The organism is Mycolicibacterium monacense (assembly GCF_010731575.1).
Classification (GTDB): domain Bacteria; phylum Actinomycetota; class Actinomycetes; order Mycobacteriales; family Mycobacteriaceae; genus Mycobacterium; species Mycobacterium monacense.
In genome coordinates, this window is sequence record NZ_AP022617.1 from 5,983,324 (window position 1) to 6,002,465 (window position 19,142).

The window sequence follows — 19,142 nt, forward strand, 5'->3', positions numbered from 1 at the left end:
GCGGGCGGGAGCTGCGGGGTCGGGGCGGCGGGCGTCACCTCACCCGACCTCTGCACGGTCATGCGGTACGAATGCGGTAGGCGGAGAGGAGAACCGGACCATGCCACCCAAGATGCCCACCTATGCGTCGCGTGAGCGTGCCGCCGAGGCGTTCCAGCTGCGGGCGTCGCGGTACTCCTGGCGCGAGGTCGCCGACCGCCTCGGGTACCGCTCGATCGGCGCGGCGCAGACCGCCGTCAATCGTCACGTCGAGCGGCTGCGGAGAGAACCGACAGCCACCTCGATCGAGGCGCACAAGTTCGCGATCGAGACCCGCACCCGTGCGATGTCCGCCCGCTTCACCCAAGCGTTCAAGGCGGGTGATGACGACACCCTCGTCACGCTCAACCGTGAGATCGCCCGCAACGAGGCAGAGTTGGCGAAGCTGGCCGGGCTGTACGCACCCGAGAGGGTCGACGTGAACGTGACCCAGACACTGCCCGCGCTGATCGCCGACACGCGACAGCGGATGCTCGAAGTGCTCGACGCCGAAGTTGTTGACCCGAAGGAGATCACCCGATGACCACCATGACCAAGCGCGATGCCGTCGATGCAGCTATGTCCGTTGCGCAGCAGATCGCCGAGGGTCGACTGGACCCGGCCACGTTGCAGCAGCAGGCCGTCGCCGAGTGCCGCGCCCTGGCCGGTGAGGTGAGCGGGCCGGACAGTCCGCTGTGGAGCCTGCAGGTCGACATCGCCCGCCAAGTGCTGTCGCTCGGCGGCATCCCCGCCACCGAGTTGGCCGAGTGGGCAGCCGTGTTCCGCCGTCGTGCGCCAGAAGCGTCGGAACCGCCCGTTCCACACGATGATCCATTGCCGGCGGTTTCGTCGCTCTCCGTTGCGCCTAGCCATGATTCCGGTGATGCGGAGGCCGACGTCAGCGACGACGAACCCGAACCCGCTGCACTGCAGGGCACCTCGATCGTGTCGGCACTGGCCGCGCTCGCTTCCGCTGCCCAGCAGGCTCACGCCGAGCCTGCACCGCAGCGTCGGGCCGACGGCGACGGTTACGACCCGCTGCGCGGTTTCAACCCCGGCGCAACGCGGCGGCGTTGACTCCACCCCAACAGAGGAGAATGAATCACATGGCAAATGACAGCGGACTCAACGATGCGGACTGGCGCGCCTCGGGGTCGAATCGCGGCTCGACGGCTGAGCCGACGTCCGACCTCGGCGATGACTGGCGGGCCACGCGCCCGAACGATGCGTTCATCGCGTCGCTGGCGACGACGGGTGAGCCGGGCTGGCGTCCGAGTCGCTGACCTGAGACCCGTTCAGCAGCAAGGCAATTGCTCGACGTCTAGCTAGGGCGTACCCCTACGCGACGCCCGGCACGGCGGCATCGAGCGTCTACCTAGGTTGGTAGACGGCTTGATAGGCGGTCGTCTAATATGAGTCTTAGACGTTAAACCAACAGACTCAGGAGACACGATGACCAAGGGCCAGACCGTCGGCTACGTGCGGGTTAGCACCGTCGACCAGAACACCGACCGCCAGCTAGACGGGCTTGAGTTGGACAAGGTGTTCACCGATCGCGCCAGCGGCAAGGACACCAACCGGCCCGAGATGCAGGCGTGCCTCAAGTACCTGCGCGACGGCGACCAGCTGGTAGTCCACTCGATGGACCGGCTGGCCCGGTCGCTGGTGGACCTGCGCCGCACTGTCGATGAGCTGACCGGGCGCGGCGTGACCATCCGGTTCGTCAAGGAGGGTTTGACCTTCACCCGCGACACCAACGACCCCTGCGCGGTGCTGATGCTGTCGGTCATGGGTGCGGTGGCCGAGTTCGAGCGCAGCCTGCTGCTCGAACGGCAGCGTGAGGGCATCGCCATCGCCAAGACCAAGGGCGTCTACAAGGGTCGAGTGCCGTCACTGACCGACGACCAGGCGCAGCTGGTCGCGACCCGTCTCGCTGAGGGCGAGTCCGCCTCGGCGCTGGCCCGCGAGTTCGGCGTGAGCCGGGCGACGGTCTACAACACCCGCAATCGCGTGCCCGCCTGACGCGGTAATGGGCGGCAATGTCCGCTCGACGCGCCAACGGACCTCGGTTGATTTTGGTCAGCCGGGGTCTTTGCGTTTGCCCTGGATCGAGGCAGTTTCCACCCTCGCATCCGGTTAGTTTGGTTACCGTAACAGCGTGTCCCGCAACGGATTTGGCCGTGTTGCTTGCACTGTCGAGTGGCATGATTGGCGCTATGACAGCGACCACGCCCACCCCCGACCACCCCCGCACCAGGCCGATGGAAAGCTGGCGTGGCCGCAAGGCCGTGCTCGCCAGCCGAGGCGAGGTCGACGGGCCTCGGGTTGCCGAATGTGATGCGGCCCTTGCCTGGTGGCGCATCCGCAGTCGCTTGGTCGTGGAGATGGGCATCACCGAGGAGCGCGCTGAGTCGCTGCTGGACTTGATCGTCCCGCCTCCCGAGGGTGCCGCCGTGCAGCCGTCGGAGGCTGCCGAGGCCGACGCTGCGGTGGTGACCCCGTGACCACCAGCGAGGAGGCGACCGAGAAGTTGCAGCGGCGCATCCCCGAGCCGGGAGATGGGCGGAGCCGGGGCGCAGTGATCAGCTACAACACCCCCGCCCACCGTGCCGAGCACCGTCCGCAGTCCCGGCCCGTCTACACGCAGTCCGACCTTCGCGAGCGTCGCCGGGCACAACTGCCGGTCACGCTCGAAACCGGTTGGTCGTTGTCGACGGAGGTGGCTGCGATCTGCGCCCCGCTCGCCGAGGCGGTCGCCGCCGCGAAGTGCCCGGCGGGACACTGGCGCGCCGTGGATCAGCTCACCGATGCCGTGCATGAGACCGTCAGCGCCGCTGTCGGATTGCTCGCCAGGGCCGACGCCGAGCGTCGGTGCCGACACCTCGGAGTCGATGACCGGGGCAGGTCGATTCAGGCGCTGGTCGATCTGGCCGAGCGGCCCAAGCTGCCCGAGATCACCGACGACGACCTGGCGGCGGGCACCTGGGCGGCGACGCTGACTGCATTGGCGCAGCCGTACTCCGCAGACCTGTCCGGCCTCCTCGGACGGGCGAGGACCACGACGGTCTCCGATCGGATGCTGACGGCGCTGCGGGAGGTCGATCTGGCCGCACTCGCCCTGCAACGTCGCCTCGATCGCGACGGCAAGGCGCAGGCCCGCGCCCCCAAGCCCGCCGCTGAGACCGAGGCCGACCGCAAGCGCGCCGAACTCGCCGCGATGGGAGTCCAGCTGTGACCGCGCCCGTGACCACCTACGACAGGCCGTTGCCGGTGTCGTTCGAGCCGCCGGTGCAGAATCCGGCACCCCACGGGCTGTATGCGGCGACCACCTGGACCGACATCGCCCCCAATCAGCCCTCGCGCCACCTGAGCGGTGTCGAGGTGCGGCCCGTCGGCAACTACGGCGGCGAGGGCGCATCCGGCATCTGGCCCAACGACTCCTGCGCCACCGGCACGGAGCCGGACCCGGCGTTGCGCAAGGAGGGCACCCGCCCCGAAGGTGTGGACCCGTTCGAGTCGGTGACGGTGTGGGCCTACGACGAGTGCGACCTGACCGCGCCGAGCCGCGAGGAGGTGCAGGCCCGCGCCCTGCAGATCATGCGGTTGGAGGAGCAGACCGCCGTCGAGCGTGAGTTCGCCGAGCGCATGAAGGCCGACGTCGGTGTCATCGACCAGACCGCCGCCAGCCTCAAGCTCGCCGTCGGCTACCTCGAAGGCCTCTTCGCGCTCTCCAACACCGTCGGCTTCATCCACGCCGGGGCGCAGTGGGCCTCGCAGGAGTTCGGTCTGGTGATCCGCTCCGGCACCCGCCTGGTGTCCCCGTTGGGCCATACGTGGGTGTTCGGCGGCGGGTACGTGGACGCTCTGGACCATGTGCTGATCGCGACCTCGCCCACGTTCGGGTGGCGCGACGAGGTGCAGTTGCGCACCGCAATTGATGAGCGCCACAACACGTTCGCCGCCGTCGCCGAGCGCACGGTGCTGGTCGGCTATGAGGCCGTGATCGGTGCAGTGGAGATAGTGCCGTGACCGCCACTGCCGCTGTCGATTACGCCGCGCCCGAGGTCTACACCGGGCCGCGCTGCCAGGCGTGCGACGGGCCGTGCTGGCAGTGGAAGGGCAACGTGTGGGGCTACACCTGCACCGCCTGCATCGAGCGCCACCTCGCCGAGAGCGCGGCGAAGGGCGCTGAGCGCGACCGCCGGGACCGTCAGAAGTTGGCGCGCAAACGGCTGGACGCCCACGACGACAACGACTACTCCTCTGTCGATGGCGGGCGTCGGGGTGGTGCTGGAACTGCTGCTATGTGCCGCAGCGCCGCCCCGACGTCTCGCCGATAAGTGAACAACCAACCGAAAGGACACCCGATGACAACCAAGAAGCGCCGCCTGACACGCGCCGACCTGACCGACCGCGAGCGGCGGCACCTCGCCGCCTGCGTCCATGAAGCAGGACACGCCGTGGCCTGTGCGATGCTCGGCGGCGAGATTCACTCGGCTGTCGTCTCCAACGGTCGCATCTTCGGCCTGCAGGGGTCGACCACCTTCGCGCAGCTGCCCGACACCATCGACGCCCGAGTGACATATGCGGGTCTGTGGGCCGAAGCGCGGTGGGAACACGGGCCGCGCCCGACGACAGCCCAGCTGCGGCACCTGCGCCGGACGAACGGTCACGACGACGCCCGGCTGTGCGCCGCCGCTACCGCTGACGTGTACGGCTACGGCGACCCGTCGAGGGAGGCGCGCAGTGCGGTGCCGCCGCTGCTCGATCGCGCATGGCCTGCGGTCGTGCGGGTTGCACAGCAGCTGTTCACCAGCGGTGAGGCGACCCACGACGACGTGTGCAAGGCGCTGGGCATCACCGACGGCGGCGGGACGGGCAGCAGCCAGATCGCCAGCCTGCGTGCCGGTCTGCGATCGGTGCCCAAGATCGCCGCCGTGCCCGCATAGGCCTTCCGATCACCGCGTCGAACCTCGGCGGTGCGGTGGTCGGCCCACTCCAACGACACCAACGACAACACCACCGAGGAGAACACCATGTCCGTCATCACCATTGACCGCCGTCCTGGCAGCCGCCGTCTCGACTATCTGCCCGACTACTGCCCCCGCTGCAACCCGGCGGGCGACCGGGCCGACCGCCCGGTTCGGCTCGCCTCGCTGACGGAGCCGACCTCAATCACCTGGCCCGGTGGGCGGCGGCTGATCTGCGAGTACCAGTGCAATGCCTGCAGCCACCAGTGGGTGCGCACCGACTTGTGGAGCGCCGAGCAGGCCGGGTTCGACCCCAAGCAACGGAGGACTGCCGCATGAGCGCCGCAACCGAAAGCCCGATCACGCTACTGAGCGCCGCTGCCGCGCTCCGGCGGGCCTACGGTCGGCGGCTGCCCGACAACCCTGCTGACCTGGCGCGGCTGCTGGACCGCAAGTTCGTGGTGACGCCTACGGTCAGGCTGCTCTCGGACATCGCCGTGTGCGCCGTCGAGGAACCCGACTGCCGCGATATCGTGACCACCCCGCCGCGCACCGGCAAGAGTCGCCTGCTGGCGATCTGGACAGCCGTGTGGGCGCTGTCGCGCAACCCCGACCTCGAAGTGGTGATCGTCAGCTACTCCGACGAGTTGGCCCAGGCACACAGCCGCGAGGCCCGGCGGATCATCGCCGAGCACTCCGACTCCCTCGGCATCCGGCTGGCCCAGGATGCCCGCGCAGTGGGTCGGTGGCAGGTGGAGGGTCGGCGCGGCGGGCTGCTGGCGACCGGAATCAACAGCGGCGTCACGGGTTTCGGTGCCGACCTGCTGGTGATAGATGACCCGGTGAAGGATGCCCAAGAGGCCGACTCCGCTGCCCACCGCCGCCGAGTCGAGGGCGAATACCGCTCCACGCTCGCGCCGCGTGTTCACCCCGGCGGGTCCACCCTGCTAGTCATGACCCGCTGGCACCCCAACGATCTGGCCGGAGTGCTGCTCGATGACGAACCCGACGTGTGGCGGCACACCAACGTGCCCGCCGTCGCCGAGACCGGCATCCACGATGCGCTGGGGCGCGCACCCGGCACAGCGATGACCTCTGCACTCGGCTTCACGGCGGACCACTACGCAGCCGCTCGCCGCACCTCCGGCGAACGCGCCTGGTACGCCCTGTATGAAGGGGTGCCCGCGACACCCGAAGGCGGTCTGATCAAACGAGAGTGGCTGGAACGGTGGCGTCTCCCGGCTGCACCGACCGGCGCGGTGAAGACAGTGATCGGCGTCGACCCGTCAGACTCCGGCTCCGGCGACTCCTGCGGCATCGTGGCGGCGAGCCTCACGGCGGAGGGCGTGGTGGCGGTGATCGCGGACGTCTCCGCACCAATGACGAGCGATCAATGGGCCAGGGCTGCTGTCGATCTCGCAGTCGATGTCGGAGCCAGTGAGATTGCGGTGGAGGGCTTCGCGGCCCGGTCGACGTACCGCCGTGTCGTCACCGATGCGCTGCGCCGGGCCAAGCTCAACCGCCCCATCAACGTGACCACCTGGCCTCCCAAGGGCAGCGGGCGCGGAGGCGGCGATTCGATGGCCCGGTCGTCGGCGCTGCTGCAGGGTCTCGAAGTCGGCACCACCCGCATCGCCGGGCACCTGCCCGACCTCGAACAGTCAGCGGTGACCTGGCAGGCCGGACAGCATCAACCCGACAGCCTCGCCGCGACGGTCGTGGCCCACGACGTGTTGGTCCACTCGATCGGTCAGCAGTGGGGTTTCGCGTCACCTCTGGACAGCGAGCGCCGCGCCCGCGAGGGCACGATCACGTCGATTCCGGCGTACATGCGCCGTCGGGTGGGCGGGTGACCAACGGAGTGTGCCCGTGGGCAGTGTCTGGAATGTCGGACCCGCCCGGTACTAGATAGGCGACACTCTGATGAGCTTGCGGGCGTATGCACCGCCCGCCTGCATAACATCCGGCTAACACCCTCTCAGCAGACAGGAACTAAGCCCAAGATGGCCGCACGCCCCGCCCGTAAGGAGAGAAAATCGGCGACGCCGAAACGGCTGCTCCGCGTGGTTGAAGACCAAGACCAGCCAGCCTCGGATCGACCGTTCAACCTGCATCGTGGTGATGTCCGTGAGGCCTATGCGAACTGGCCGCAGCCTGCAACGATCGTCAGTGACGGCGCTTACGGGGTCCGTGGGTTCCACGGCGATACCACTGATGCTGCTGGCTTGGTCGATTGGTACTCGGGCCATATCAAGATGTGGACGCAAGCGGCCAGTCCTGGCACCACGTTGTGGTTCTGGAACACAGAGGTCGGCTGGGCCACAGTCCACGCGGAACTAGACCGGCAAGGGTGGGACTACGTTCAAACCGTCATCTGGGACAAGGGGCTATCCCACATCGCCGGCAATGTGAACGGGAAGACGATCAGACAGTTCCCTGTCGTGACAGAGGTGTGCGCCCTCTATCAACGGCGGTTCGAGGTGCCCACCGAATCTGGCGAGTTGATCGGGGTCCAGAACTGGCTACGCCATGAGTGGATGAGGTCGGGTCTTCCCCTGTATCTCTCCAACGAGGCGTGTGCAGTGCGCAACGCTGCAACGCGCAAGTACCTGACCAAAGATTGGCTTTGGTACTTCCCGCCCGGCGTGATGGTGGAGCGGATGGCTGCCTATTGCCATGAGAATGGCTTCGAGTCAGGTAGACCGTATTTTTCCATTGACGGCGAGAACTCGGTGACAGCCGAGGAGTGGGACCGGATGCGTTACCCATGGACGCACGCCCACGGTCTGACCAACGTGTGGAGGCGTGGGCCGCTGCACGACGGAGAGCGATTAAAGGGGTCGATGCGGCGGTCTGCTCCCCGCGTCTATCGGCCAACCAGGGCGTCCGCTACGCACCTGAACCAGAAGCCCTTGGAGTTCATGGAGCGCTTGGTCCATGCAGTGACCAAAGAAGGCGACGTGGTTTGGGAGCCATTCGGCGGATTGGCGTCGGCTTCGGTGGCCGCTGTCGCACTGGGACGCCGGGCCTTCGTCGCCGAACGCGACCCCCACTTCGCCGACATCGCAGGCGAACGTTTGAACGACGCCGTGGCCAATCGCCAGATCGACGCCGAGACAGCTGCGCTTGGGGATTCTGAGTGAGTCCCGGCGACGCGTCCGGTGAATCGCCCGCACTTGAGGGTGACGGCGCACTCCCAACAAGAGAAGAACTCGACTTAGAGACCAAACGAGGCAAGCTCGTCCGCAATGTGCGCGATGCCATGGCGGCCCTGCCTGTGCATTTCTCCTCCCAGACCTACATAGAGGGGCTAGAGGCAGGTGATCTGTTCTCGCTCAACTCGATGCTGGGCGGCAGCATCGAAATCCAAGTGGTCCAAACGTTAAACCGCCTGCGAGCGGTGTGGGACCCTGACGAGGAGTGGGAGGAGTACGCCTTCATCCGCTCGTCACAGACATTCCCAGACGTGCGCCTGGTGACCAATAGCGCCCAGTTAATCGCACAAGGTGACCAGTTCGGCATGGGTATTGAGCTGAAAGGCTGGTACTTACTCAGCCGTGAAGGGGAGCCGTCATTCCGCTACACCGTGACGAGGGACGCCTGCGACATCCATGACCTATTGGTGGTGGTGCCTTGGCATCTCAAGAATGTCCTGAGCGGCGAGCCAACGGTCTACAAGCCATTTGTGGAATCAGCTCGTTTTGCAGCCGACATGCGTAATCACTATTGGTCGGTCGGCAGGAGGGCGAAAGATAAGGCTAGAGGCGCTGAGAAAGCAGACAACTACTACGAAATCACGCCGCCTGCCGGAGCCACGCCTTACCCACCGCCGAGGATGAATATCGCCGACCATGCCAACACCGACGGCGGCAAGAACTTCGGAAGAGTAGCTCGATCCGAGGGGCTAATGGACGGTTACGTGCTCGAAACTTTGAGCACGGCGGTGTCGGGCATTGAGGCCCGGCACTGGGTGGGGTTCTTCAAAACGTATGCCGAAAGCTCGCAGCGCGATGAACTGCACGCCAGGATCGCCCGACAACTGGCCAGGGACCGTCTGGCCCAGAACATCGACAACGACGACCTTCAAGGGATGCTTCGAGAGTGGATCAGCAGACTGCCGCTGGCAGGGGACGAGGCGGATAGTGATTAGCCGCCACGTTGTTGCCCCATCGCCGGATGAACCGTAGCTATGTCGGAGGATCCAGGAATACTGCCGTCCATGACGGACGCGGGGGAAGAGAAGGCGTACGACAACTGGGCGAAGTATCGGTCGGCATGGTGGACGCGCTACCTCACCGGAGACCTCGCACACTTCTGGCCGTCGCAACTCGACCAGTACGAGCCGGACTCAGGCGGCTACCGCTGGATATCGCGGACCGGCGTATTCGACATTGCAGCCACCCAATCCGAACACCGCGAGCTTCACACAGCAGTCGCCGCCTACGTCTGGGGTGTCGGCTTCACCGCTCGCATGTCCATTGGCCGACTTGTCCGCGCCTTCACGGCCAACGCCACCACCGTGGAGGGTAACTTGCGCCGCGCCGCGGCGATCCTCGCTGATGGTGGCCCGGTCGCGGCTTACGAGTCGATGCTGGCGGGCGGCCCGAATCGGACCAAGTTCATGGGTCCGGCGTACTTCACCAAGTTCCTGTTCTTCACCGGCTACCGCGACGTGGGTGCCGAGCTGCGCCCCCTGATCCTCGACAGGCGGGTGGCTATCGCACTGCGCGAGCGCGGCGTATTCGGCCCCAAGGCAGGCAACGCCGATTGGCCCAGCGAGCTTTACCGGCGGTATCTAACCTTCTGCCACGAACAGAACCCGACCGACCCTGCGGCAGTCGAGGCCGATCTGTTCAATGAAGGTCGCGATCCCGGTTGACGGGCGGCTGCACCGCTACGGGGCGCAGCAATTCGCGAAGACGGGCGCGCTGCTCTGCGTCAGCGGTGGGGCGGCGTCCACGATCTTCTTGATGTACTCGCGGTGGTCGTCGGTCGCCACGGCGAGACCCCCTTATAGCCCGGATGTAGCCCGGTATCGGTGAAAACCCACATCTACATGGTGCCCCCGGCAGGATTCGAACCTGCGACACCGGCTTTAGGAGAGCCGTGCTCTATCCCCTGAGCTACGGGGGCGGCCGTGGCAGTTTACCGCCCCGTGAAACGCCGCGAGCCACGACGCAGTTTCGGCAAATTTGTCAAAACGCGTCGGTTGGGCCGGTAGCGTCCCACGCGTGGAGCTGACGCTGCAGCGCATCGGTGCCTGGTCGGGGACCGTGATGATCCTGCTCTACGGCACCTGCTTCTCGGGTATCGCCCGGCTGTTCCCGCCGCTGTCGCCGACCGCGTCGGCCGAGGAGATCGCCCGGTTCTTCGCCGACCACACGGTCGCGATCCGGGTCGGCGTGGCCGGCGCGATGCTGACCTCCGTCCTTGCCCTGCCCTTCCTGGCCGCGATCTGCCTGCGCATCCGCCGGGTCGAGGGCGGCTGGGGCATGCTGTCGGTCACCCAGCTGTTCGCCGCGACGATCTTCGTGCCCGCCCTGCTCTTCCCCCAGCTGATGCTGGCCACCGCCGCCTTCCGGCCGCAGGACCGCCCGGCCGAACTCACCCAGGCGTTCAACGATCTGTTCTGGCTGTGGTTCATCGGCATCGTCGGCACCATCGTCATCCAGAACGCCACGCTGGCGATCGCAGCCTTCGTCGACACCACCGACCCGCCGACGTTCCCGCGCTGGTACGGCTACCTCAACCTGTGGGTGGCGACGCTGTCCATGCCCGGCTGCGTGGTGGTCGTGTGCACCGACGGACCGCTGGCGTGGAACGGTGTGTTCGCCTTCTACATCCCCGGCCTGGTGCTGGTGGTGTGGATCTTCGCGACCACCGCGGTCATCAACCGGTCCGTCGTCGCGCAGCAGGCCGTCGAGTCGGCACGGGTCGCCGCCGCGTGACGGCCACCGCGAGCTCAGCGCGCGCACGTCGCATCCCCGGCGAGGCCGGCACGTGGGTGTTCCTCTTCGGCGACATGCTCGTCTTCGGGGTGTTCTTCGGCACCTTCCTGGTCGCCCGCGCCGGGGATCCGGAGCTCTTCGAACGGTCCCGCGCGACGCTGCACATCGGCATCGGCTTGGCCGACACCCTCGTCCTGCTGACCAGTTCACTGTGCGTGGTGGTGGCCCTCGGTGCGGTACGCGCCGGTGCGGGCGCCCTCGCCCGGCGCGCGGTGATCGCGGCGATCGGACTCGGCGTCGTGTTCGTCGGGCTCAAGGTGTCCGAGTACCTGTCTCTCGGCGCCGCCGGACACGGGCCGGGCGCCAACGACTTCTACCTCTACTACTTCATCCTCACCGGGCTGCATCTGTTCCACGTCGCGATCGGTCTGACGGTGCTGGCGGTCGTCGCGGACCAAGTGCGCCGACCGCCCCTGACTCCCGGGCGTACCGCGCTGGTCGAGGGCGGCGCATGCTTCTGGCACCTGGTCGACCTGCTGTGGATCGTCCTGTTCGCGCTGCTGTACCTGGTGAGCTGATGGCCACCCCGTCGGTGTCGCGACTGGTCCGGAACCGGGCCGGCCTGACCTGGCTCATCCTGGTGGCGGCCACGGTGGTCTCGTGGCTCGTCGGCGCCGACCACGGCACCGGTTCGCTGCTCGCGGTCCTCGTGCTGGCCATCGCCGCCGTGAAGGTCCGGCTGGTCGGCCTGGACTTCATGGAACTGCGTCAGGCGCCGCTGCCGCTGCGGGCGGCGTTCGAGTGCTACTGCCTCGGCCTGTGGGCGGTGCTGGCCGGTCTCTACCTGTGGGCATGACGTCTCAACGCAGCTGCGCTGATTTGTTTAGCGCAGCTGCGTTATCACCTTCGCGAACGCGTCTTCGTGCGGCGCCTGCACGATGACGTAGGAGATGCCGTAGCGGTCGCGGTACTCACGTAGCCGGTCGGCCATGTCCTGCGGTGTTCCGGACAGCACGCCGGGGTGTCGCAGCAGCTGGTCGTCGGAGAGCCCCGGCAGGAAGCGGCGGGGGATGGTCAGATCCGGGCGTCCCGAATCGTCGAGCGGCATCGCGGTGATCGCGATGTTGAGTTCCAGCTCGTCGAACCGCTCACCGGCCGCCGCCCGGACGAACGCGATCCGCTCGGCCAGCGGGTCGTCGTCACCCTCGGCCGCGCGGTCCCCGCCGGTGAGCCCGATGATGTCGGCGTGGCGGGCGGCCACCGTCAGCAGGCGGTCGCCGTTGCCCGCGATCAGCATCCTCATCCCGGGCACGTGCTCGGCGAGGTAGGTCGTGGTGTGTTCGAGGTGGTCGACGCGCTCACGTGCCGTCGGGAACGGCAGCTCGGCGGCCTCGAACTCCTTGCGCACGTATCCGGCGCCCAGGCCGAGTTCGAGCCGGTCTCCGGACAGATCGCGTAGTGCCGCGGCGTCGCGGGCGAGCAGGGCCGGCCGGTAGAACCCGGCGTTGAGGACGAATGTGCCGAGGTGCAGCGTGCTCGTCGCGGCCGCCGCGGCGGTCAGCACCGGGAAGGGGGCCGGGGCGCCGAGGTGGTCGGGCACGTGCAGGACGTCGAAGCCGCGGTCCTCGGCCCGTCGTGCCGCGTCCTGCACTTTCGGCATCAAGGCGGCCGAATGCAGACCGATACCGAAACGGAAATCCCTGCTCATCACCGAATCCTATGCGCGCCGGAGAAATTCGATGTTTGATCGGGTGAGCGGGTGGTTACTAATGATCCGCACGCTCCGCGCCGCCGCGGAGACAACCGAAAAGCCACACCCAGATCCGGCCCGTCGTGAGTACGCCCGACGGGCCGGATCAATGTTTCGAGAAGGGGTCGACGCGACACCATGGCCGCCCATCCCACCGTCGGGGTCGAGGAGGAGTTCCTGCTCGTCGACCCCGATTCCGGCGCGCCGATCGCCCGCAACCGCGACGTCGCCCGGCACGCCGCCGATCGCGGAGTCGACCTGCAACTCGAGCTGACGTCGTGTCAGGTGGAGACGGCGACCGGGGTGGCGAGCAGCATGGCCGATGTACGTGAGCAGCTGACCCACCTGCGGTCCACCGTCGCGCGCGCCGCCGACGACAGCGGGGCGCGGCTGCTGGCGGTCGCCGTACCGCCGACCGTGCCGCACGAATTTCCCGTCACCGACAATCCGCGCTACCACCGCATCGCCGAACGGTTCGGGATGCTGGCGCGCGAACAGGGGATCTGCGGTGCCCACGTCCACGTCGCCGTCCCCACCCGGGAGGTGGCCATCCGGGTGAGCAACCGGCTGCGCCCCTGGCTGCCGGTGCTGCTCGCGCTGACCGCCAACTCCGCGATCTACCGCAACGCTGACAGCGGCTACGCCAGTTGGCGGCGCATGCTGTGGGCGCGGTGGCCCAGCGCCGGGCCGCCGCCACACTTCGACTCCGCCGACGAGTTCGACGCGATGGTGCGGATGCTGCTGCAGTCCGGCGCCATGCTCGACGAGGGGCAGGTCTACTGGGACGTGCGCCCGTCGGCCGATTTCCCCACCATCGAGGTGCGCGTCGCCGACGTTCCCGCCACGGTCGCCGACACCGTGCTGTTCGCCGCGATCGTGCGCGCAACCGTCATGACGCTGCTCGGGGACGAACGCGACGGCGCCGGGGTGCCCCGCATCTCGGCGCATGCGCTCGACGCCGCCTACTGGCGCTCGGCCCGTGACGGGCTGGACGGGATAGCGATCGACCTGGCCGAGTCACACGCCCCGATGCCCGCGCGCGATCTGCTCGGCGTCCTCGTCGACCGCATCACCCCGGCGCTGCGCGCGGTCGGCGACCACGACCTGGTCCGCGACGGACTGGCACGGCTCGACGACGAGGGCAACGGCGCGATGCGTCAGCGCGCGGCGTGGCGGCGTCGCGGCGAGATCGCCGACGTGATCGACGCGGTCGCCGAGGCGACGCTGGCTTAAGTCAGGGGCAGTTCCGCGAACGCCGGCGACGTGGGCCGCTGCGAGCCGCCGGGTGGTTCGACGGTGAACGCCAGCGCCTGTGACGTCCCGATGTCGGACAGCACGGCGGTGGTCGACGGCGAGATCGCCTTGTCGTCCATCGTGCCCGCCGAATGCGGGCCGTCGGAGCCGACCAGCCACATCTGGTAGACGGTGCCCGGCTTCGGCGGAGCGACGTCGTTCATCACCAGCACCCCGGCGTCCCGTTCCTTGGAGAACACCACGGTCGCGGTGCCGCCGCCGGGGATCGGCCCCGACACGGTCTGGACATCCGGTGCGGCGAACACCTGATCCGCCGTCGTCGGGGAGACGGCAGGCCGCAGCGCCAGCCCCACGCCGAGCGCACCGAGGCCGACCACCGCCACCGCCGCGGCCGCCAGCACGGCCGTGCGCCAGCGCGACTCACCGCCCCGCCGTCGACGCGCGCTGCCGAGGTCACGCACCGGATCGTCGGCGACCATCGCGAGCACGTTGTCGCGCAGGTGAGCGGGCGGTTCGGTGGCCGTGGCCGCCGACAGCACCGCCATCGTCTCCCGGACCGAGCGCACCTCGTCGGTGAAGGCGTCCGCCACCTCGGGCGGTGCGGTGGCCAGCCACCGGTCGATCTCGAAGCGCTCGTCGATGGACACCGCATGCAGCGCATACGGCGTCGCGAGGTCGAGGAGATCGGTGTTGTTCGGCTCGGTCATGACATGCCCAGACAGTTCTTGAGACCGCGGATGCCGTCGCGCATCCGCGATTTGATTGTGGCCAGATTCGCCGACAGACGCTCGGAGACCTGGACATACGTCAGTCCCTCGTAATACGCCAGCTGGATCGCTTCGCGTTGCAGATCCGACAGCGATCCCATGCAGTCGACGACGCGACGGCGTTCGTCGAGCAGGATCACCGAGTCGGCGACGTGGTCGACGGGCGGGTCGACGCTCGCGGCGCCGTACCGGGACTCCCGCTGCGAGGCGGCCTCCTCCGAACGCACCCGGTCGACGGCGCGACGGTGCGCCAACGTCAGCAGCCACGCCATCGGCGACCCGGCCTTGGGGTCGTAGCTGCCGGCCGACCGCCACACCTGCAGGTAGATGTCCTGAGTGGTCTCTTCGCTGTAGCCCGGATCCCGCAGCACCCGGGTGACCATCCCGTACACCCGCGACCGGGTCCGGTCGTAGAGGGCCGCGAACGCATCGACATCCCGCTCGGCCACCTGCCGTAACAGTACGTCGAGGTCAGTGGTCACGAACGGTAGCCTAACCGGCTGGGTCAGGGCGGTCATCGATATGGCCGTCCCCGGACCCGGTGGCCCGAACAGATTGTCCCCGAACCCGTTCCGTGCGTCGTCACGCCTTTGCTCCCGAGTGCGCCACGGTGGCGGTCCTCAGCTGGGGCGCCCGCACGACCGCCCGGGGGGTGACGGGCACCCGGCGCGCCCGCAGGATCAGACCCTGCACCCGCAGGCTCAACGCGGTCATCTGCGGTGCCATTGGTTTGGTCATCTGCATCCGCAGCACCTGGGCTACGGTCGCGGGTCGGCGGGTGCCGCGCAACGTGTTGACGATGGCCGGCTGGTTCTCGCGGTGCAGGGAGATCGTCACGTCGAGGCCGTCATCGGGCCGGGGCGCCCGCACCAGGTAGTAGCCGTCCATCCCGTTGAACGGCGAGGCGTAGAACCGTTTGCGCACCATCGTCGGGGTCGGACCGTCCGGCGGCATCAGGTAGGCGTGCCACTCACCGTGGGTGTTGTGCACCTCGGCGATGACGTGACACAGCACACCGCGGGCGTCGTGACACCAGTACAGGCTCAGCGGTTTGAAGGCGTAACCGAACACGCGCGGTTGCAGCAGTGCGGTGATCCGCCCGCCGCCGAGGTCGATCCCCCGCTGGGCCAGGAAGGCGTCGACCCGCGCCCGCAGCGTGTCACCGGCGACGCCGTCGAAGTGGTCGCGGGCGTCGAACCGGGCGAGGGATCGCAGTCCGAGGGGCAGCTGCGGCAGTTCGTCGAGGTCGACGTACCAGCTGTAACTGTTCAGCTCGAAGTAGTGATGCACGGGTGCCCGGCGCAGGTGGGTGACGCGGGTCCGGTACAGCGCGGGCGTCGTTTTCGGTTCCACATCCTTCATTCGGAGCCGATGTGCGGATGGATGGTTATAGTTCCCTGCCGTGGCAGCGACCCTGTTCCGGAACGGGACGATCTGGACCGGTACGTCAGAATCCGTCGCCGAGGCGCTGCTGGTGGTCGACGGCGCCGTCGCCGCGGTCGGTGCGGACGCCACCGCCCGCACGGCCGACGAGGAGGTCGACCTCGACGGCGGGTTCCTGATGCCGTCGTTCGGTGACGGCCACGCCCACCCGCTGCTCGGTGGCCTGGAGGAGGTCGGCCCGCCGGTCCGTGGCTGCGGTTCGGTGGACGAGATCGTCGAGGCGGTGCGCGGGTACGCCGAGCGCCACCCCGAGGCCGAGTGGATCGTCGGCGCCTCCTACGACGGCAGCCTCGCCGAAGGTGGACTGTTCGACGCGCGCTGGCTCGACGCGGCGGTGCCGGACCGCCCGGTCGTGCTGCGGGCCTGGGACTACCACACGGTGTGGTGCAACTCGGTGGCCCTGCAGCGCGCCGGCATCACCGCCGACACCCCCGACCCGGTGCTGGGGGAGATCCCGCACCGAGAGGACGGGTCGGTGCTCGGCACACTGCGCGAGTGGGGTGCCGTCGACCTCGTCACCGCGGCGATGCCCGAACGCGACGAGGACATCCGGGTGGCCGCGCTCGGCACCGCGGCCGACTACTACCTCGCCCGCGGCGTGACGTGGGTGCAGGACGCCTGGGTCGAACCCGGCGACGTCGAGACCTACCTCGCCGCCGCCCGTCGCGACGCGCTGCGCATCCGGTTCAACCTCGCGCTCTACGCCGATCCCCGGCACTTCGACGCCCAGCTGCCGCAGTTCGCCGAGGCCCGTCGCCGTGTCGACGAGCTGGCCGCCCCGCTGTTGACCGCGCAGACCGTGAAGTTCTTCGCCGACGGGGTGGTGGAGAACGAGACCGGTGCGTTGATCGAGCCGTACTGCTCGGGGCTGCACAACCATTCCAGGGGGCAGGAGCGTAGCGACCCGGGGGACAAACGGGGCATGCAGGTGTGGGAGGGCGATTCGCTGGCCGAATCCGTGCGCCGCGTCGACGAACTCGGCTTCCAGATCCACATCCACGCCATCGGCGACGCGGCGGTCCGCCAGGCCCTCGACGCCATCGAACACGCGATCACCGTCAACGGTCCGCGGGACCGCCGCCCCGTCATCGCCCACGCCCAACTCGTCGACGACGCCGACATCGACCGCTTCGCCCGGCTCGGCGTGATCGCGAACATGCAGCCGCTGTGGGCGCAGCTCGATCCGTTGATGACGGTGCTGACCGTGCCGCGGCTGGGCCCCGAACGCGCCGACCGGCAGTACCGGATGCGCACGCTCGACGAGGCCGGTGTGCTGGCCTTCGGATCGGACTGGCCGGTGTCCTCGGGCGCCCCGCTGGACGGGATCGCCGTCGCGGCGTCGCGGCGCACTGTCGACGGCACCCCGGAGGGTGGCTGGACCCCGCAGGAGATCGTGCCGGTCGAACGGGCCATGCGGGCCTACACCGCGGGCGTCGCGCGCCAGGCGTTCGCCGAAGGGCGGTGGGGCATACTCACTCCGGGCGCCAGTGCGGACCTGGTGTGGCTGAGCGCCGACCCGAGATCGACGCCCGCGCTGGAGATTCCGGCGATCGAGGTGCGCGGAACGTGTCTGGCGGGCAAGCTCGTAGGGCCGTCGGCCCGCTGAAGGGAGTTCTCATGTCCTCGACCACACCCCTGAACCCGTCCGTCGGGGAGGGTGAGGGACAGCTTCGCCGCGTGCTCGGCGTGCCGTCCCTGGTGCTGTTCGGCCTGGTCTACATGGTGCCGCTCACCGTGTTCACCACCTACGGGATCGTCACCGTGGAATCCGGTGGCCGCGTACCGCTGGCCTACGTGGTGACGCTGGCGGCGATGATCTTCACCGCGCGGTCGTATGCGCGGATGGCGGCCGCGTACCCGGTCGCCGGGTCGGCGTATGCCTACACGCAGAAGACGTTCGGCGCGCCCGTCGGATTCCTCGCCGGCTGGTCGCTGCTGCTGGACTACCTGTTCCTGCCGATGCTCAACTACCTCGTCATCGGCCTCTACCTCAATGCCGCGGTGCCCGCGATCCCGCAGTGGCTCATCGTGGTGGTGACCATCGCCATCGTGACGGTGCTCAACATCATCGGCATCGTGTCCGTGGCGCGGGCCAACCTGCTCATCATCGCGATCCAGGCGATCTTCATCGTGGTGTTCATCGTCATGGCGGTTGCGGCGGTCTCGGGTTCGGGAAGCGTCGACGTGATGGCGCCGTTCCGCGGCGACGGCACCGCGGACGGGATGGCCCCCGTCTTGGCGGGTGCGGCGATCCTGTGCCTGTCGTTCCTCGGGTTCGACGCCGTGTCAACGCTTTCCGAGGAGGCCAGGGACGCGCGACGCGATGTGCCCAAGGCCATCATGCTGGCGACGATCATCTGCGGCGTGCTGTTCATCATCCTGTCCTACGTATCGCAGCTGGTGTTCCCGTCGAATGCGTTCACCGACGTCGACTCGGGTTCGCTCGACGTCATGCAGTCCGCGGGCGGGGCGTTCCTGGCGGCGTTCTTCACCGCGGCGTACGTCGCGGGCGCGTCGGGGTCGGCGCTCACGTCGCAGGCGTCGGTGGCGCGCATCCTGTACGCGATGGGGCGCGACGGTGTGTTGCCCCGCAAGGTGTTCGGGCATGTCTCGGTGAAGTTCGGCACGCCGACGTGGGCGGTCCTGGTGATCTCGATCGTCTCGCTGCTGGCACTCGTGATCGACCTGGCGATCCTGGCCTCGGTCGTGAGCTTCGGTGCGCTGGTGGCTTTCTCGGCGGTCAACCTGACCGTGATCAAGCACTACTTCGTCGACGCCGGCGAGAAGAACGTGGTCAACAACCTGGTCTTGCCGTTGATCGGCTTCGTGCTGACGGTGTGGCTGTGGACGAGCCTGTCGGCCGAGTCGCTCACGATCGGATTGATCTGGCTGGCGATCGGCTTCCTGTGGCTGCTCGGCGTCACCCGCGGCTTCCGTCGCCCGACACCGGTCCTCGACCTGGAGGAGCTGCCGGCTCAGCCGGCGAAGTAGC

General features: G+C 68.2%; 24 protein-coding genes and 1 tRNA gene. 20 read left to right on the plus strand and 5 right to left on the minus strand.

Features of this window, described 5'->3' with window-relative positions; genetic code table 11:
* Positions 1-100 precede the first annotated feature (100 nt).
* The 14 genes from G6N49_RS28820 (at position 101) to G6N49_RS28885 (ending at position 9,867) form a co-directional block, all read left to right on the plus strand.
* Positions 101-562, plus strand: coding sequence for a hypothetical protein (locus tag G6N49_RS28820; RefSeq protein ID WP_083045000.1), 462 nt, complete (start codon positions 101-103; stop codon positions 560-562).
* Complete coding sequence (locus G6N49_RS28825; RefSeq protein WP_083044999.1) at positions 559-1,095, plus strand: hypothetical protein; 537 nt, start codon at positions 559-561, stop codon at positions 1,093-1,095. The genes G6N49_RS28820 and G6N49_RS28825 overlap by 4 nt, the downstream gene beginning before the upstream one ends.
* 29 nt (positions 1,096-1,124) lie before the next feature.
* Entirely contained in the window at positions 1,125-1,301 is a 177-nt protein-coding gene (locus G6N49_RS28830; protein ID WP_163647441.1) for a hypothetical protein, read from the plus strand.
* Between the two features lie 169 nt (positions 1,302-1,470).
* Positions 1,471-2,040: a recombinase family protein gene (locus G6N49_RS28835; RefSeq protein WP_083044997.1), complete on the plus strand. Its 570-nt coding sequence runs from the start codon at positions 1,471-1,473 to the stop codon at positions 2,038-2,040.
* Positions 2,041-2,234: 194 nt separating this feature from the next.
* Positions 2,235-2,522 (plus strand): hypothetical protein, encoded by a 288-nt coding sequence (locus tag G6N49_RS28840; protein WP_083045030.1) that lies wholly within the window; start codon positions 2,235-2,237, stop codon positions 2,520-2,522.
* Entirely contained in the window at positions 2,519-3,253 is a 735-nt protein-coding gene (locus G6N49_RS28845; protein ID WP_083044996.1) for a hypothetical protein, read from the plus strand. Before G6N49_RS28840 ends, G6N49_RS28845 begins: the two co-directional genes overlap by 4 nt.
* On the plus strand, positions 3,250-4,047 hold the full coding sequence (locus G6N49_RS28850; protein ID WP_110807675.1) for a hypothetical protein: 798 nt from the start codon (positions 3,250-3,252) through the stop codon (positions 4,045-4,047). Before G6N49_RS28845 ends, G6N49_RS28850 begins: the two co-directional genes overlap by 4 nt.
* Positions 4,044-4,358 (plus strand): hypothetical protein, encoded by a 315-nt coding sequence (locus G6N49_RS28855; protein WP_083044995.1) that lies wholly within the window; start codon positions 4,044-4,046, stop codon positions 4,356-4,358. The genes G6N49_RS28850 and G6N49_RS28855 overlap by 4 nt, the downstream gene beginning before the upstream one ends.
* A 27-nt stretch (positions 4,359-4,385) precedes the next feature.
* Positions 4,386-4,967, plus strand: a complete 582-nt coding sequence (locus G6N49_RS28860) for a hypothetical protein (RefSeq protein WP_083045028.1) — start codon at positions 4,386-4,388, stop codon at positions 4,965-4,967.
* Between the two features lie 87 nt (positions 4,968-5,054).
* Positions 5,055-5,327, plus strand: coding sequence for a hypothetical protein (locus tag G6N49_RS28865; protein ID WP_083045027.1), 273 nt, complete (start codon positions 5,055-5,057; stop codon positions 5,325-5,327).
* The gene (locus tag G6N49_RS28870) at positions 5,324-6,841 is read left to right on the plus strand and encodes a terminase large subunit domain-containing protein (RefSeq protein WP_083044994.1); all 1,518 of its coding nucleotides are present in this window, start codon (positions 5,324-5,326) and stop codon (positions 6,839-6,841) included. The genes G6N49_RS28865 and G6N49_RS28870 overlap by 4 nt, the downstream gene beginning before the upstream one ends.
* Positions 6,842-6,991: 150 nt before the next feature.
* Positions 6,992-8,131: a DNA methyltransferase gene (locus tag G6N49_RS28875; RefSeq protein WP_083044993.1), complete on the plus strand. Its 1,140-nt coding sequence runs from the start codon at positions 6,992-6,994 to the stop codon at positions 8,129-8,131.
* On the plus strand, positions 8,128-9,138 hold the full coding sequence (locus G6N49_RS28880; RefSeq protein ID WP_133056651.1) for a hypothetical protein: 1,011 nt from the start codon (positions 8,128-8,130) through the stop codon (positions 9,136-9,138). Before G6N49_RS28875 ends, G6N49_RS28880 begins: the two co-directional genes overlap by 4 nt.
* Before the next feature lie 69 nt (positions 9,139-9,207).
* Positions 9,208-9,867 (plus strand): 8-oxoguanine DNA glycosylase OGG fold protein, encoded by a 660-nt coding sequence (locus G6N49_RS28885; protein ID WP_110807673.1) that lies wholly within the window; start codon positions 9,208-9,210, stop codon positions 9,865-9,867.
* Positions 9,868-10,045: 178 nt separating this feature from the next.
* Here G6N49_RS28885 and G6N49_RS28890 read toward each other — a convergent pair.
* Positions 10,046-10,121: transfer RNA gene (locus G6N49_RS28890), tRNA-Arg, on the minus strand.
* 143 nt (positions 10,122-10,264) lie between these two features.
* On the opposite strand from G6N49_RS28890, the gene G6N49_RS28895 reads away from it, so the two are divergent.
* The 3 genes from G6N49_RS28895 to G6N49_RS28905 are packed head-to-tail and all read left to right on the plus strand — an operon-like array spanning position 10,265 to position 11,792.
* Entirely contained in the window at positions 10,265-10,936 is a 672-nt protein-coding gene (locus tag G6N49_RS28895; protein WP_083045026.1) for a hypothetical protein, read from the plus strand.
* Positions 10,933-11,514 carry a cytochrome c oxidase subunit 3 gene (locus G6N49_RS28900; RefSeq protein ID WP_083044990.1) on the plus strand — a complete coding sequence of 194 codons (582 nt, stop codon included), beginning with the start codon at positions 10,933-10,935 and terminating at the stop codon, positions 11,512-11,514. Before G6N49_RS28895 ends, G6N49_RS28900 begins: the two co-directional genes overlap by 4 nt.
* Positions 11,514-11,792 carry a cytochrome C oxidase subunit IV family protein gene (locus tag G6N49_RS28905; RefSeq protein ID WP_083044989.1) on the plus strand — a complete coding sequence of 93 codons (279 nt, stop codon included), beginning with the start codon at positions 11,514-11,516 and terminating at the stop codon, positions 11,790-11,792. Before G6N49_RS28900 ends, G6N49_RS28905 begins: the two co-directional genes overlap by 1 nt.
* A 27-nt stretch (positions 11,793-11,819) precedes the next feature.
* On the opposite strand, the gene G6N49_RS28910 is transcribed toward G6N49_RS28905, so the two are convergent.
* A complete protein-coding gene (locus G6N49_RS28910) occupies positions 11,820-12,644 on the minus strand; it encodes an LLM class F420-dependent oxidoreductase (protein WP_083044988.1) in 825 nt (274 codons plus the stop codon).
* Between the two features lie 180 nt (positions 12,645-12,824).
* On the opposite strand from G6N49_RS28910, the gene G6N49_RS28915 reads away from it, so the two are divergent.
* Entirely contained in the window at positions 12,825-13,919 is a 1,095-nt protein-coding gene (locus G6N49_RS28915; protein ID WP_011768368.1) for a glutamate--cysteine ligase 2, read from the plus strand.
* Here the strand turns inward: G6N49_RS28915 and G6N49_RS28920 are convergent.
* The 3 genes from G6N49_RS28920 to G6N49_RS28930 all read right to left on the minus strand — a co-directional run bounded on the left by G6N49_RS28920 (position 13,916) and on the right by G6N49_RS28930 (position 16,069).
* Entirely contained in the window at positions 13,916-14,647 is a 732-nt protein-coding gene (locus G6N49_RS28920) for an anti-sigma factor (protein ID WP_083044987.1), read from the minus strand. The genes G6N49_RS28915 and G6N49_RS28920 overlap by 4 nt on opposite strands.
* The gene (locus tag G6N49_RS28925; protein ID WP_011856975.1) at positions 14,644-15,225 is read right to left on the minus strand and encodes a sigma-70 family RNA polymerase sigma factor; all 582 of its coding nucleotides are present in this window, start codon (positions 15,223-15,225) and stop codon (positions 14,644-14,646) included. The genes G6N49_RS28920 and G6N49_RS28925 overlap by 4 nt, the downstream gene beginning before the upstream one ends.
* A gap of 64 nt (positions 15,226-15,289) precedes the next feature.
* Positions 15,290-16,069, minus strand: coding sequence for a DUF1365 domain-containing protein (locus G6N49_RS28930; RefSeq protein WP_011561748.1), 780 nt, complete (start codon positions 16,067-16,069; stop codon positions 15,290-15,292).
* A gap of 40 nt (positions 16,070-16,109) precedes the next feature.
* Between G6N49_RS28930 and G6N49_RS28935 the strand changes: the two genes are divergently transcribed.
* Positions 16,110-17,756, plus strand: a complete 1,647-nt coding sequence (locus G6N49_RS28935) for an amidohydrolase (RefSeq protein WP_083044986.1) — start codon at positions 16,110-16,112, stop codon at positions 17,754-17,756.
* An 11-nt stretch (positions 17,757-17,767) separates the two neighbouring features.
* Entirely contained in the window at positions 17,768-19,141 is a 1,374-nt protein-coding gene (locus tag G6N49_RS28940; protein WP_011561746.1) for an APC family permease, read from the plus strand.
* Position 19,142: the final 1 nt, after the last annotated feature.